This is a genomic window from Mycobacterium aquaticum, from assembly GCF_002086485.1.
In the GTDB taxonomy this organism is placed as follows: Bacteria; Actinomycetota; Actinomycetes; order Mycobacteriales; family Mycobacteriaceae; genus Mycobacterium; species Mycobacterium aquaticum.
Map to the genome: position 1 here is coordinate 14,810 of NZ_MVHF01000040.1, position 13,809 is coordinate 28,618.

General features: G+C 65.8%; 12 protein-coding genes and 2 pseudogenes. 5 read left to right on the forward strand and 9 right to left on the reverse strand.

The window, feature by feature from the left end; all coding sequences use genetic code 11:
• Positions 1-78: 78 nt before the first annotated feature.
• Positions 79-522, reverse strand: a pseudogene (locus BST13_RS40470) (AAA family ATPase); the annotation flags it as partial.
• A gap of 76 nt (positions 523-598) precedes the next feature.
• Here BST13_RS40470 and BST13_RS28690 point away from each other — a divergent pair.
• Positions 599-1,618: a zinc-dependent alcohol dehydrogenase family protein gene (locus BST13_RS28690; protein ID WP_083168332.1), complete on the forward strand. Its 1,020-nt coding sequence runs from the start codon at positions 599-601 to the stop codon at positions 1,616-1,618.
• Positions 1,619-1,628: 10 nt separating this feature from the next.
• Here BST13_RS28690 and BST13_RS28695 read toward each other — a convergent pair whose 3' ends face one another.
• Entirely contained in the window at positions 1,629-2,078 is a 450-nt protein-coding gene (locus tag BST13_RS28695; protein ID WP_083168333.1) for a MarR family winged helix-turn-helix transcriptional regulator, read from the reverse strand.
• A 111-nt stretch (positions 2,079-2,189) separates the two neighbouring features.
• Here BST13_RS28695 and BST13_RS28700 point away from each other — a divergent pair, with 111 nt between their 5' ends.
• Entirely contained in the window at positions 2,190-2,702 is a 513-nt protein-coding gene (locus BST13_RS28700; protein ID WP_083168335.1) for a hypothetical protein, read from the forward strand.
• Between the two features lie 27 nt (positions 2,703-2,729).
• Positions 2,730-3,100, forward strand: a pseudogene (locus BST13_RS28705) (helix-turn-helix transcriptional regulator); the annotation flags it as partial.
• 7 nt (positions 3,101-3,107) lie between these two features.
• On the opposite strand, the gene BST13_RS28710 reads toward BST13_RS28705, so the two are convergent.
• Positions 3,108-3,572 carry a hypothetical protein gene (locus tag BST13_RS28710; RefSeq protein ID WP_083168336.1) on the reverse strand — a complete coding sequence of 155 codons (465 nt, stop codon included), beginning with the start codon at positions 3,570-3,572 and terminating at the stop codon, positions 3,108-3,110.
• A 121-nt stretch (positions 3,573-3,693) separates the two neighbouring features.
• On the opposite strand from BST13_RS28710, the gene BST13_RS28715 reads away from it, so the two are divergent.
• Positions 3,694-4,518, forward strand: coding sequence for a helix-turn-helix domain-containing protein (locus BST13_RS28715; protein WP_083168338.1), 825 nt, complete (start codon positions 3,694-3,696; stop codon positions 4,516-4,518).
• Positions 4,519-4,588: 70 nt separating this feature from the next.
• On the opposite strand, the gene BST13_RS28720 is transcribed toward BST13_RS28715, so the two are convergent.
• The 4 genes from BST13_RS28720 to BST13_RS28735 all read right to left on the reverse strand — a co-directional run bounded on the left by BST13_RS28720 (position 4,589) and on the right by BST13_RS28735 (position 11,176).
• Entirely contained in the window at positions 4,589-6,412 is a 1,824-nt protein-coding gene (locus BST13_RS28720) for a S9 family peptidase (RefSeq protein ID WP_083168340.1), read from the reverse strand.
• A 120-nt stretch (positions 6,413-6,532) separates the two neighbouring features.
• The gene (locus BST13_RS28725) at positions 6,533-8,680 is read right to left on the reverse strand and encodes a 3-hydroxyacyl-CoA dehydrogenase NAD-binding domain-containing protein (protein WP_083168341.1); all 2,148 of its coding nucleotides are present in this window, start codon (positions 8,678-8,680) and stop codon (positions 6,533-6,535) included.
• Positions 8,681-8,695: 15 nt separating this feature from the next.
• On the reverse strand, positions 8,696-9,907 hold the full coding sequence (locus BST13_RS28730; protein WP_083168343.1) for an acetyl-CoA C-acetyltransferase: 1,212 nt from the start codon (positions 9,905-9,907) through the stop codon (positions 8,696-8,698).
• 165 nt (positions 9,908-10,072) lie between these two features.
• Entirely contained in the window at positions 10,073-11,176 is a 1,104-nt protein-coding gene (locus tag BST13_RS28735) for an alkene reductase (RefSeq protein ID WP_083168344.1), read from the reverse strand.
• Positions 11,177-11,231: 55 nt separating this feature from the next.
• Between BST13_RS28735 and BST13_RS28740 the strand changes: the two genes are divergently transcribed.
• Positions 11,232-12,401: a pyridoxal phosphate-dependent aminotransferase gene (locus BST13_RS28740; protein WP_083168346.1), complete on the forward strand. Its 1,170-nt coding sequence runs from the start codon at positions 11,232-11,234 to the stop codon at positions 12,399-12,401.
• Between the two features lie 7 nt (positions 12,402-12,408).
• On the opposite strand, the gene BST13_RS28745 is transcribed toward BST13_RS28740, so the two are convergent.
• Complete coding sequence (locus tag BST13_RS28745; protein ID WP_083168347.1) at positions 12,409-13,323, reverse strand: LLM class F420-dependent oxidoreductase; 915 nt, start codon at positions 13,321-13,323, stop codon at positions 12,409-12,411.
• 39 nt (positions 13,324-13,362) lie between these two features.
• A complete protein-coding gene (locus BST13_RS28750) occupies positions 13,363-13,806 on the reverse strand; it encodes an SRPBCC family protein (RefSeq protein WP_083168349.1) in 444 nt (147 codons plus the stop codon).
• Between the last annotated feature and the right edge of the window lie 3 nt (positions 13,807-13,809).

Below are 13,809 nucleotides of genomic sequence, written 5' to 3' on the forward strand. Positions count from 1 at the left end.
GCCGGTGCGCAGGGTCAGCACCCACAGCACCGGGACGTCGGTCCGCGCCGTGGCGAGCGACCGCAGGGCCAGCAATGTGCCGTTGTCGGCCCAGTGAACGTCCTCCAGCAGGATCGCCAGCGGGGTTTGCGCTGCCGCCGCATGGATCGCGTCGGCAAGATCATGCACCACCCAGTAGCTGACGTCGTCGGAGCCACCGAGTCGACGCAGCGCCTCGGCGTCCCCGACAGGAGGATCGGCGCGCAGCGTCGCCATGAACAGCGAGAAGAACGGGACCGACCGCTGATACTCGAAGGCCTCGCCGAATAGTGTTCGGACACCGTTCTTTTCGGCCACCGTCACGACCTCGGTCAGTAGCCGGCTCTTGCCGATTCCGGGCGGTCCTTCGATGACCAGCAGTCCGCCGCGGCCATGAGCCACCGCATCGACCAACGCGGCGACCTGACTCAGCTCTCCCACCCGCCCACGGATCGGCGGGCTCACCAATCGCTCGCCGCCGACACCGAGGCCGATACCGGACATCGTTAAACGGTACTGCGCGGGCGGGCGAATCGAGGTTCAAGCCCGGCAATACGACCGCGGTGGGAGCATTAGGACGATGGAAATCATGCGGTCGGTCGTCGCCGTCACGGTTGGCGAGCCCTCTGAGGTGTTGCACCTGCAGACCCACCCGGTTCCGCAGCCCGGTCCGCATCAGGTACGGATCCGGGTTACGGCAGCACCTGTCCATGCCAGCGATCTGCACACCGTTCGCGGCAGGTACGGGTTCATACCGGATTTCCCCACCGTGCCGGGAATCGAATCCGTCGGCGTGATCGACCAACTCGGCAGTGACGTAGACGATTTGACTGTCGGGCAACGCGTCATCACGGTCGGTGCAAGGGGCACGTGGCAGGACCGAGTTGTCGTCGATGCGTCGAGGGTCTTGACGGTTCCTGCCGGCATGAGCGATTCGACGGCCGCCCAGGTTCTCAGCAACCCGCTCACCGCCGTGATCTTGACCCATGACGAACTGAATGTCCGTCCGGGCGAATGGCTGCTGCAGACCGCGGCAGGGTCTACCGTCGGCCAGTCGGTCATCCAACTGGGAGCGCACGCCGGCTTCAAAACCCTGAACGTGGTCCGCCGTCGGTCCGCCGTCGATCACATCATCGCGCTGGGCGGCACCGAGGTGATCTGCACCGAGGATGAAGACCTGCGCGCACGGGTGGCCGACTTGGCCGGTGCGGACGGCGTATTCAACGCGATCGACTGTGTCAGCGGTCAGATCGGGGCGGACGTGTCACGGGCACTGGCACCGGGCGGAGAGTTGATCGTCTACGGCGCCCTGTCCACTCATCGGCAAACCGATGCGGACAAACTCACCATCCCGGTTTTCGCGCGCTCATTGATATACGAAACAAAGACCGTTCGGGGGTTCTGGCTGTTCCGCTGGTTCACTCAAACTCCGAATGATCAGATGACCGCTGCGATCAACCGAACAGTTCAGCTCGTCGACAGCGGCGTGATCCGGGTACCGGAGGGTCGGCCGATCCCCGTCGAAAAGTTCAGTGAAGCAGTCTATTTGGCGGAAGCACCGGACCACGGAGGCAAACCACTGCTGATATTCGAGCCCTGACGGGGTGTCGCTACGTCAGCCGGTCGTCGTGCCCGATCTGGAGTAAGCGGTCTCGGAGCTCGACGGCCAGCGCTTCACCGACCACGGATGCATAGCGGTCCTGCGCCTCCTGCCAGAGCCCGAAGGCATGTGCATAGCGGTCCCTGCCGCGATCTGTGAGTAAGACCAGGACGCTGCGCCGGTCGCGGTCGCTGCGTTCCAGCCGTACGAGCCCTTCGCGTTCCAGCGGGCGAAGTGAATGGCCGAGTCCCGAGCGGTCCAGCGCAAGGTCGTCGGCGAGCTGGTTGAGCGTCGGTGGCCCCTCCTCGCGGTCGACGATCTCGGCGAGGATGGCGAATTGTGTCGAGCGCAGTCCGCTTGGCGCAAGAGCCTCGTCGTAGAGCGCAGTCACGCGTCGGGACGCCTTTCGCAGCGCGGTGCCATAGCATTCACTGCTCGCCGACGGCTTCGCGTCGTTCATCGAACCCCTCGCCTTCCACTTTCGACTATTGCACTGCCTACTTTATGGGCATATGCTCACATCATAAAGGGGCATATGCCCATAAATGCAAGTTCCAAGGAGGCAGCTGCCATGACTACACCTAACGAGATCAACCGCAAGCTCGAAAACCAAGCGCCACACCTGAATTACTACCCGTACTGGCTGGACAACCTCGCTCCCGACGTGATCCTGCAGGGCGCCGTGTTCAACGGTGAATTGCGTGGCGCAGAACAGGTCGGCAAGATGCTGAGCTTCGCGCGAAGCCTCTACGCCTTCCAGGACTTTCGCTTCTACGGCAAGCACGGCAATCTCTTCTTGGAGGACTACCGCTCCCGCATCCGTGGCACCGAGGCCTACCATCCGTCCGGGGTCGAGATCTATAACTTCGTCGTCGTCTACTTCAACGACGCGGGCGAAACCAGTCAACTTGTCATGAATCACCGGCCGCAGTCGGCCGCACTGCTGTTCTCGTCGCTACTGACCGAGCACTTCGGCGATGCTTTCGACCCTAACCTGTTCTACCGCGGCGATGCGCGCGCCGACGTGCTCCATCACGACCTGTCCCGCGGTTCGTGGCCACTCGGCGACGTTTCCGCTGCTTGAACGCAGCTGCCTGCCGCGGGGCCGAGACTGACTTCGGCCTCGCGGGCTTTGCTGACTGAAGGGGGCGATGCCGAGAATCTCTACCAGGAAGCGATCGAGCAGCTCGGACGTTCGCGAGTCGTCGTCCACCATGCCCGTGCACAGCTCATCTACGGCGAGTGGCTGCGCAGGCAGAATCGCCGCGTTGACGCACGCTCCCAACTCAGGACCGCCCACGCCGCCTTCGAGGCGATGGGCGCGACGGCCTCACCAACCCTGAGATCGGCGAGCAACTGTTTCTCAGCCACCGCACCGTCGAATGGCACCTGCGCAAGGTTTTCAACAAGCTGGGCATCAGCTCACGGCGGGAATTGATGCACGCGCTACCCGGTGCGATCACCGAACCGGCGCCGCTCTGACCGCTCGCTACGACGCTTCCGCCGCATCGGCATTGCTGCGGGCCTCGATCGCCTTCACCGTGTTCCGGAAAGCCTTGGTCAGCTTGCCCTTTCCGAGAGACCCGATCAGTGCCGCGACCACTCGCCCCTTGAGGTTCTTCCCCTCGCGGACGAGTACGGCGTCGATCTCGGTGGTGCCGTCGGGACGCGTCGTCAACGTGTAGGTGTGGCCCGAATCGCCGCCGAAGAGATTGGAGTCGGTGGTCGTGAGTTTGATGTGGTGCACGTTCGACCAGTCGTAGTGCAGGCGCTCCCAGATACCGCCCGACCCCTCGGTGACATCGGCCTCGTGAGCGCCCTGGCTGTGCACCTTGAGGTATCCGTCGGCACTGTTCTGGAACAACTTCGAGCGGCCCGGCCCGAAATCGGTGAGGCCCGCGACGAACTGCTCGGGCGTCGCGGTGGTTGTCTCGTGAAAGCGGATGATGGCCATGTGGTCTGTCCTCTCAACGTGGATGTCTGTCCAGCTAGAGCGCCGCGCGCCGGCAGCAGATTTCAGCCGTGCCCGTCTCAAACAAGGGTGGTATCGGCAATGACACCCTTACGCTCGAGCCGTGGCACACGGGCCGAGCACGCTGGGCGACTATCTGCGCTCCCGCCGCGAGCAGGTTCGTCCCGAGGACGTCGGCCTCGTCTCGGGTAAGCGGCGGCGCGTGGCAGGACTGCGGCGTGAGGAGTTGGCCACGCTGGCGGGTATCAGCGCCACGTACTACCTGCGGTTGGAGCAGGGCCGCATCACCAGCCCCTCGGCCCAGGTGGTGGATGCGCTGGCACGTGCGCTGCGGCTCGATGCCAAGGCCAGGCGCTATCTGCACCAACTGGCGGCCCCGACCATCGGCAGCTCAGGCGACCCCGCGGTCGAGACCGTGGCAGAAGGACTCGATGAGCTGATCGAACTCATTGCCGCACCGGCGATCGTGGCCAACCGTTATCAGGACGTCCTTGCGGCGAATCTGCTTGCCCGGGCACTGTCGCCGGGATTTGCCCCAGGCCAGAATTTTCTGCGTTGGCGGCTGCTCGACCCCGAAGCGCGGCATCTCTATGTCGATTGGGACGAGGCTACCGAGGTCGCGGTGGCAGGTCTGCGCGAGCTCGCCGCTCTCGATCCCCAGGATCCGCAGATGGTGGCGTTCATCGATGAGTTGGCCTCGGCGAGTCCGCGATTCCGCGAACTGTGGGCGCGCGCCGACGTCGGATACCGGCTGGGCAGACTCCACCTGCGTCATCCCCGAGTCGGCGAACTCTATTTGTGTCGCAACCAGCTCAACGTCCCGCATGGCAGCGACGTTGCCGGACAGCACGTGCTCATCTATCGCGCGGAACCTGGAAGCGATTCAGCCACGGCGCTGGAGAAGTTGCGCACATCGTCTCCCAGTTGAGATTGCATCCAGGGTCGTAAACCCTCGAATTCTACGGCCCTGAGCGCAATTTCAACGCCGCGAAGCTGTCTCACTCCGCGCGGCCGCCGAGGTGCTTGGCGAGGAAGCGGTCGACGTGGTGGTAGAAGTCCAACCGGTTCTCCGGCTTCACGAAGCCGTGACCTTCGTTCTCGTACATCACGTATTCGTGGTCGATGCCACGCTCGGTCATCGCCGCGACGATCTGCTCGGACTCTGCCCGCTTGACCCTGGGGTCGTTCTCCCCCTGCCCGATCAGGATCGGAATCTTGATCGCGTCAACCCGCGACAGCGGCGACCGGGACCACAGGAAGTCGGGGTCGTCGCCAACGCGCTTGTGCCACAACTGGATCATCGGCTTCCAGTACTCCGGGAACGACGCGATCAGGGTGTTCAGGTTGGACGGACCGACCGCGGAGACAGCGCACGCGAACACGTCGGGCGTGAACGTCGCACCGACCAGTGCCGCGTAGCCGCCATAGGAGCCGCCGTAGATGCCGACCCGCTTGGCGTCGATGTAGCCCTTGCCCACCAGATGGTCGACGGCGTCGATCAGGTCGTCGTGCATCTTCGCGGCCCATTCGCGGTTGCCCGCGTTGAGGAACTCCTTGCCGTAGCCGCTGGAGCCGCGAAAGTTGACCGACACGGTGACGTAGCCGCGGTTGGCCAGCCACTGTGCCTCGGGATCGAAACCCCAGCCGACCCGGGCCCACGGCCCGCCGTGCACGTTGAGCACAGCGGGTAACCCGGAGCGCTCCACTGAAGGCGGGAACGACAGGTAGCCGTGGATGGTCAGGCCATCGCGAGAAGTGAAGCTGAACGGCTCCATCGGCACCAGCGGGTAGTCGTTGAGCTCTGGGCGATGGTCGAACAGGAACGTCGCGGTCTGCGTGGCCCGATCCCAGGTGTAGTACTTCACCGGCCCGGCGTCCTGATCGAAGGCGACCAGCCAGGTCCCGTCGTCGTGACTGCGGTCGCTGATCGCCAGGTCCCCCGGGCTCAACTGTGCGAGCGCATCGACGTCGCCGCGAATCGACTCGTCGAAGATGCGGTACTGCAACCGTTCTCCGTAGACGATCGCGGCCTGCACCTCCCGGGTGTCCGGGTGCAGGATCACGTTGCCGACGTCATACACCGGGTCCTCGGCGAGCACCTCGGTCTCCCCGGTCGCGATGTCCATCGTGACCAGACGAGCGGTGTTCGAGCCCACCGACAGCAGGAGGTACATCGCCGTGCCGTCGCCATTGAAGGCGATGGGGCCCGTCGTCTCGGCGTCCTCCGGTGGTACGTCCAGCAAGGTCCGCCACTCGGACTCGTCGTCGTCGCGCACCAGGATCGTCATCCCGCCCTCGGCGGTCGGCTGCATGGCGCCGCGGACCCGCAGTTCGTTGTCGATCAGCCAGCCCACGAAACCGGGGTTTTCCACCACCTTGCGCAACTCCCCGGTGGTCAGGTCGAGGTGGTACACATCGTGCAGCTGCGGGTTGTCCTTGTTGATCCCGACGAACACATCGTTGGGAAAGTGCTTGGGAAGCCTGATGATTCGGCACTGCACATCATCGAACGGGGTGAGGTCGCGTTCTGCGCCGGTCTCCAGGTCGACATCGTAGAGCCGGAAGTTCTCACTGCCGTCGCGGTCGCGCACGTAGAGGATGTGCCGATTGTCGTGCGTCCAGACGTATCCCTGGATTCCCCGCTCCGTGTCGCGCGTGACCGGCTGTGCGTCACCTCCCCCGATGACGCCGACGAACACGTTGAGCACGCCGTCGAGCGGCGCCAGGTAGGACAGCCGGGTCCCGTCGGGCGAGATCTGCGCGCCCACGCGCTCGGGATTGCCGAAAAGCACTTCGAGCGGGATCAACGTTGCGTCCGCCATGACAGGCCCCTTGTCGTCGGTGTTGCGACGTCAGTATGCCGAGACAGACTGGCGAACAGACGCGAAAGTCCCCGACACGCGGAGTGCCGGGGACTTTCGCGTCTGCTCGCGCTAGAAAAACTAGCTCTCCAGCGAGGCCGGCGGCAGGAAGCGGTCGCCGTACTTGGCGGCCAGCTCCTTGGCACGGGCGACGAACGCCTCCTTGCCGACGCCACCGGGGCCTTCGTAGCCGACGATGAACTGATGTGAACCACCGGTGTAGGGCGGGTAGCCGATACCGAAGATCGAGCCGATGTTCGCGTCAGCCGTGGACGTCAAAACGCCTTCGTCGATGCACTTCTGGGTCTCGAGTGCCTCGGCGAAGAGCATCCGGTCGATCATGTCCTGCAGCGGCGGCTGCGAGGATCCGGAGTTGAACGTCTCTCGCAGGCCCGGCCACAGCTGGGTGCGCTTGCCGTCGACGTACTCGTAGAAGCCGGCACCCTTCAGCCGCGAGGGACGACCGAGCTCGATCATCTTCTCCACGACGGCCTCGGCCGGGTGCGGCACGTAGGCGCCGCCCTCGTCCTCGACGCCCTTGCGGGACGCGACGGCGATCTTGTGCATGAGCTCGAGGTTGAGCTCATCGGAAAGCTGCAGCGGCGCAGCCGGGTAACCGGCCTGCGAACCCGCCTGCTCGATCGACGCGGGCTCCACGCCCTCCCCGAGCATGGCCAGCGCCTCGTTGACGAAGGTGCCGATCACGCGGCTGGTGAAGAAGCCGCGGCTGTCATTGACGACGATCGGGGTCTTCTTGATGGCCAGGGTGTAATCGAACACCCGGGCCAGCGCCTCGTCAGAAGTCTTCTCGCCCTTGATGATCTCCACCAGCGGCATCTTGTCGACGGGGCTGAAGAAGTGGATGCCGATGAAGTCCTCCTGGCGCTTCACACCGGTCGCCAGACCCGTGATGGGCAGCGTGGAGGTGTTCGAACCGAGCAGCGCGTTGGGCTCGACGATGTCCTCGATCTCCTGGAACACCTTGTGCTTGAGTTCCTGGTTCTCGAACACGGCCTCGATCACGAAGTCGACGCCCTTGAAATCGTTGGGGTCGGCCGTCGGGGTGATCTTCGCGAGCAGCGCGGCGCTCTTCTCTTCGGTGGTCTTGCCACGCTTGAGCGCCTTGGCCTCCAAGCCCTCCGAGTACGCTTTGCCCTTCTCGGCGGCCTCGATGGTGACGTCCTTGAGCACGACGTCGTAGCCGGCCTTGGCCGACACATAGGCGATACCGGCGCCCATCATGCCTGCGCCCAGCACACCGATCTTCTTGATCTCCTGCTTGGCGATGCCCTCCGGCCGCGACGCGCCGCCGTTGATGGCCTGCAGGTCCAGGAAGAACGCCTGGATCATGTTCTTGGCGGTCTGCCCGGTGACCAGCTGGGTGAAGTAGCGGCTCTCGATGCGGCTCGCGGTGTCGAAGTCGACCTGCGCACCTTCGACAGCGGCGTCGAGGATGGCCCGCGGTGCCGGCATCGGGGCACCCTTGAGCTGCTTGCGCAGCAGCGCCGGGAACGACGGCAGGATCGCGGCTAGCGCAGGCGACGACGGCGTGCCGCCAGGCATCTTGTAGCCCTTGACATCCCACGGCTGGGTGTGGGACTCGGGATTGGCCTTGATCCACGCCTTGGCCGCCGGGACCAGCTCATCGACGGTGCCGACCAGCTCGTCGACCAGGCCGGTCTCCTTGGCCTTGGTCGGGTTGAACCGGGTGCCCTGGCTCAGCACCTCCATGAACGCCTTCTGGATGCCGAACATCCGCACGGTGCGGGTGACGCCGCCACCACCGGGCAGCAGGCCCAGGGTGACCTCGGGCAGACCGATCTGGCTGCCCTTGACATCGGCGGCGATGCGGTGGTTACACGCCAGCGCGATCTCCAGGCCGCCGCCGAGCGCGGCGCCGTTGATGGCGGCGACGACGGGCTTGGGCAGGGTCTCCAGCTTGCGCAGGTCGGCCTTGATGTCCTCGACCATGGCGAACGCCTCTGCGGCGTCGTCGGGGCCGATGCTCATCATGCCCTTGAGGTCGCCACCGGCGAAGAAGGTCTTCTTCGCACTGGTGATCACCACACCGGTGATCGAATCCTGCTCTGCAACAAGCTTTTCTACGGCGTTGTGCATGGATTCTTTGTAGTGCTCGTTCATCACGTTGGCCGAACCGGTCGGGTCGTCCAACGTCAGGGTGACGATGCCGTCGGCATCCTTGTCCCACGAAATGGTGTTCTCAGCCATTGTTGTTCAGCCCTCTCAGACGCGCTCGATGATGGTGGCCACACCCATGCCGCCGCCGATGCACAGCGTGATCAGGGCACGTCGAGCGCCACGACGCTCGAGCTCGTCGACCATGGTTCCGGTGATCATGGCGCCGGTGGCGCCCAGCGGGTGACCCATCGCGATGGCGCCACCGTTGACGTTGAGCTTCTCGTCCGGGATCTTGAGGTCCTTCTGGAACTTCAGCACCACCGAGGCGAACGCTTCGTTGAGCTCGAACAGGTCGATGTCATCGACGGTCAGGCCGGCGCGGTCCAGCACCTTCTTGGTGGCGGGGGTCGGGCCCGTCAGCATGATGACCGGGTCGGCGCCGCTGGTGGCGGTGGCCACGATGCGCGCCCGCGGGGTCAGGCCCTGGCTCTTGCCTGCAGCCTCGCTACCGATCAGCAGCAGGCCGGCACCGTCGACGATGCCCGAGCTGTTGCCACCGGTGTGGACATGGTTGATCTTCTCCACGTAGTGGTACTTCTGCAGCGCCACATCGTCGAAGCCGCCCATCGCGCCCAGACCCTCGAAGGCCGACTTGAGCTTGCCCAGGCTCTCCACGGTGGTGCCGGGACGCATGTGCTCGTCGTGGTCGAGCACGACCAGGCCGTTCTGGTCCTTGACCGGGACGACGGACTTGGCGAAGTAGCCGCCGGACCAGGCCGCGGCGGCGCGCTCCTGCGAACGCGCGGCGTAGGCGTCGACGTCCTCGCGGGAAAAGCCTTCGATGGTGGCGATCAGGTCAGCGCCGATGCCCTGCGGCACGAAGCCGATGCGGTAGTTGGTCTCGGGGTCACCGGCCCAGGCGCCGCCGTCCGAACCCATCGGGACGCGGCTCATGGACTCGACGCCACCGGCCAGCACCAGGTCGTCCCAGCCGGACCGGACCTTCTGGGCGGCCAGGTTCACGGCCTCCAGGCCCGACGCGCAGAAACGGTTGAGCTGAAAACCGCCGGTGGTCTCCGGCAGCTTGGCGACCAGGCCTGCGGTGCGCGCGATGTCGCCACCCTGATCACCGACCGGGGACACCACGCCGAGGATGACGTCGCTGATCAGCGTCTCGTCGAGGTCGGGGTAGCGGCTGCGGATCTCCTCGATCAGCCCGACCACAAGATTGACCGGCTTGATCTCGTTGAGAGCGCCATTGCGCTGTTTGCCACGCGGCGTACGGATCGCCTCGTAGATGAAGGCTTCTTCGGACATGTGTCTGCTCCCTGCCTCTTTGCAGTCCAGGTTCAGGTATTGGGTTGCGGAACCGCCGACAGCAGTTCTCTACCGGAGGGTAACAGGATTGCAAACCAACCTGTTGGTTGGGAGACTTACGCCACACCAAATCGACATCCGCTGCGGGTGCAGACGGGCGGCGAACTATGCCGATCGGGGCTCGGCGACGTCGGCGAGCGTCGGGTAGTCGATGTAGCCGACCGGGCCGGGCGCGTAGAAGGTCGCGACGTCGGGCTCGTTGAGCTCGGCACCCAGCACGAGCCGGTCGATCAGATCGGGATTGGCCAGGTAGGCACGCCCGACCGCGGCCGCGCTGATCGCGCCCCACTCGGCATACCCCTCGAGCTGGGTGAAGTCGGTACCGGTGTCCCGGCCGGTGTTGAGCACGAAGGTGCCCGACCACAGCGCACGCAGCACTCCGAAAATGTGCGCGCTGGGATCGATGAGCACGTGCAGGTAGGCGATGCCCAGCGGCGCGATGCGGTTGAGCAGGGCCTCGTAGACGCTCATGTCGTTCTCACGCATGTCGCCGGCATGGTTTCCGGGCGAAATCCGCAACCCGACGCGCCCCGGACCGATCTCGGCGACGACGGCCTCGACGACCTCGGCGGTGAGCCGGGCCCGGTTCTCGGGGGATCCGCCGTAGGAGTCGGTGCGCTGGTTGACGACGTCGGAGGCGAACTCGTGCAGCAGGTAGCCGTTGGCGCCGTGGATCTCCACGCCGTCCATCCCGGCGTCGATCGCGCGGCGCGCGGCAGCCCGGAAGTCGGCGACGATGCCGGGGATCTCCTCGATGTCGAGCGCCCGCGGGATCTCCAGCGGCTTCTTTCCGGTGGGGGTGTGCGTGAGCATGTCGGCGGCGATGGCCGACGGCGCGACGGGCTGGGCACCGCTGATCTCTGAATGCGCCATACGTCCGACGTGCCACAGCTGCACGAACATCTTGCCGCCTGCCTCGTGCACGGCCTGCGCGATCTCGGCCCACTTCGCCTGGTGGGCATCGGTGTAGATGCCGGGGGTGTTCATGTAGGCGCCGTTGGCTCCCCGAGAGACGGCCGTGGCCTCGGAGACGATGAGCCCCGCGGCAGCCCGCTGTGAGTAGTACTCGGCCGCCAGGTCCGACGGTGTGCCGTCCGCGGCAGCCCTCGACCGCGTGAGCGGCGCCATGAACAGACGGTTGGTGGCGAGCGTGTCACCGACCTGGATGGGCTGGAGCAGTGCGGAATCGGCGGCGAGTGAGTAAGTCACGCCTGCAGTAAGCGCCCCGCGTGGCCGTTGAATTCCCGCACTAGCCTCTTGAAACATGACTGTCACACGGCTGCGGCCCTACGCCGTCACCATCTTCGCCGAGATGTCGGCGCTGGCCACCGAGCTCGGCGCGGTGAACCTGGGCCAGGGCTTTCCCGACGAGGACGGCCCGGCCGCGATGCTCAATATCGCGCAGGACGCGATCGCCGAAGGCATCAACCAGTACCCGCCCGGCCTCGGCATCCCCGCGCTGCGGCAGGCGATCGCCGCCCAGCGGCACCGCCATTACGGCACGGTCTACGACCCCGACACCGAGGTTTTGGTGACAGTCGGCGCCACCGAGGCCATCGCGGCCTCGCTCATCGGCCTGGTCGAACCCCGCTCCGAGGTGCTGGTCATCGAACCGTTCTACGACTCGTACTCCCCTGTGATCGCCATGGCCGGTTGTGTGCGCCGCAATGTCCCGCTCGTCGCCGACGGGAACGGGTTCGCGATCGACCTCGAGGGCCTGCGCGCTGCCATCACGCCGAACACCCGCGCGCTGATCCTCAACTCCCCGCACAACCCGACGGGCGCCGTGGCCTCCGACGCCGAGCTGCACGCCATCGCCGCCCTGGCCGTCGAACACGACCTGTTGGTGATCAGTGACGAGGTGTACGAGCAGCTGGTCTTCGACGGGCACCCGCATCGGCCGATCGCCAACTACCCCGGAATGGCCGGGCGGACCATCACCATCTCCAGCGCGGCGAAGATGTTCAACGTCACGGGCTGGAAGATCGGCTGGGCCTGCGGCGCACCGGATCTCATCGCCGGGGTACGCGCCGCCAAGCAGTATCTGACCTATGTGGGCGGCGCGCCGTTCCAGCCCGCGGTCGCCCACGGTTTGAACCACGAGGACGCCTGGGTGGCTGATCTGCGCGAGTCGTTTCAGGGCAAGCGGAACCGCTTGAGTTCGGCACTGACCGAGATCGGCTTCGAGGTGCACGACAGCGCGGGCACGTACTTCCTGTGTGCCGACCCGCGGCCGCTGGGCTATGACGACAGCACCGCGTTCTGCGCCGAGTTGCCGCACCGGTCCGGCGTGGCGGCCATTCCGATGGCGGCGTTCTGCGATGCCGAGGCAGCGCACGCCGACTTGTGGAATCACCTGGTGCGCTTCGCGTTCTGCAAGCGCGACGACACTCTCGACGAGGCGATCCGGCGGCTGCAGGTGCTCAAACTCTGAGCGCCGCTCACAGCTCGGCGGTGACCGCCCACAGCGCTTCGAGGTCGGCCTGCTCATCTTGCAGCGGGCTGATCACGACGTCGGTCGCGCCGGCATCAAGGTAGGTCTGCAACTGCGCCCGCACCTGGGCGGCCGATCCGACCGCGGCCAGGTCGGCGACGCTGGCCAGCCCTTCGCGGGCGATGACCTTCTGATACGACGGGATGCTCTGGTAGAACTCCAAGCGCTCGGCGGCCAGCTCGCGCGCGCTCGTCACGTCGTCGGACACCAGCGCGGGCACCATCGCGATGATCTGTGGATGCGCCCGCCCGGCCGCCTCGGCCGCGGCCCCGATGGTCGGGACGATGAACTCCCCCACGGTCCGGGGCCCCGCGAGATACGGCAAGGTGCCATCGGCGAGTTCACCGGTCACTTGCAGGGCCGCGGGTCCCATCGCCGCGACGTACACCGGAATCGGCGTGCCGCCACCAACGTGGACCGGCCACTGCGGGGAGGCGCTGAACTGCTCGCCCTCGAAATCGACGGCACCGTCGTCGAAGATGGCCCGCAGCACGGTGAGGTGTTCGCGCAGCCGCTGCACAGGCTTGGGCCAGTCGATGCCGAATGCCTGGCGCTCGGGGTGGTGGGCACCCAGTCCGAGCCCGAGGCTGAAGCGCCCGTGCGACGCGGCCTGCGCGGTCTGCGCCGCGGACGCCACCAGCAGTGGATGGCGGGGGTTGATCGGCACCACCGATGTCCCCACCCCGAGACCGCGCACCGCGGCCCCGATCAGCGCGGACAGCGTTATGGCGTCGATGTCGAACTGCTGGGCCAGCCATACCTGGCGGACGCCCGCCTCATGGGCGCGGCGGGCTTGGGCGACCGCGTCGTCGACGACGTTGTCAGCATCGGGATTTACCCTGAGAACGATTCCTGTCGGCATGTCCCCAGCAACCGGCCGCGCCGCACCGACTATTCCGTTCTACGCAGGCTGAGCCAATCCCATGACGCGCTGACGCAACCGGTCTAATGCCACGTACAGCACCAGCTTCTTGGCCCGGCGCACGATGAAGTCGGGAAGCGGTACGGATACGTCGACGGTGATGTCGAACCGCACCCGCGTCTGGTCCATCTCCGGGGTCAGGTTGTATTCGACGTGCTGCCCGCGCTGCTGCAGGTTTTCCTCGGCGTCCCACACCATCCAGTTGTCGCCCCAGTGGTATTCGAGCATTTCCTTGTCGGTGATGCCCAGCAATCGCATGGTCGCGCGGACGTGATGAGGCTTGCCGTCGGGATAGCGGTCGACGATCTCGACGTGCCGGTGGACCGATGACCAGGTCGGCAGCGCATCGACGTCGGCGAGGACGTCCATGATCGCCTCCGGCGAGGCGTCGAAGACGACCTCTCGCGATGCGCGAACGGCCATACC

Coding starts and splice junctions, on each gene's coding strand:
- BST13_RS28700 (WP_083168335.1), top strand. CDS start 2,190: ATGACTACACCTAACGAGATCAACCGCAAGCTCGAAAACCAAGCGCCA.
- BST13_RS28730 (WP_083168343.1), bottom strand. CDS start 9,907: ATGTCCGAAGAAGCCTTCATCTACGAGGCGATCCGTACGCCGCGTGGC.
- BST13_RS28740 (WP_083168346.1), top strand. CDS start 11,232: ATGACTGTCACACGGCTGCGGCCCTACGCCGTCACCATCTTCGCCGAG.
- BST13_RS28720 (WP_083168340.1), bottom strand. CDS start 6,412: ATGGCGGACGCAACGTTGATCCCGCTCGAAGTGCTTTTCGGCAATCCC.
- BST13_RS28725 (WP_083168341.1), bottom strand. CDS start 8,680: ATGGCTGAGAACACCATTTCGTGGGACAAGGATGCCGACGGCATCGTC.
- BST13_RS28695 (WP_083168333.1), bottom strand. CDS start 2,078: ATGAACGACGCGAAGCCGTCGGCGAGCAGTGAATGCTATGGCACCGCG.
- BST13_RS28750 (WP_083168349.1), bottom strand. CDS start 13,806: ATGGCCGTTCGCGCATCGCGAGAGGTCGTCTTCGACGCCTCGCCGGAG.
- BST13_RS28745 (WP_083168347.1), bottom strand. CDS start 13,323: ATGCCGACAGGAATCGTTCTCAGGGTAAATCCCGATGCTGACAACGTC.
- BST13_RS28710 (WP_083168336.1), bottom strand. CDS start 3,572: ATGGCCATCATCCGCTTTCACGAGACAACCACCGCGACGCCCGAGCAG.
- BST13_RS28690 (WP_083168332.1), top strand. CDS start 599: ATGGAAATCATGCGGTCGGTCGTCGCCGTCACGGTTGGCGAGCCCTCT.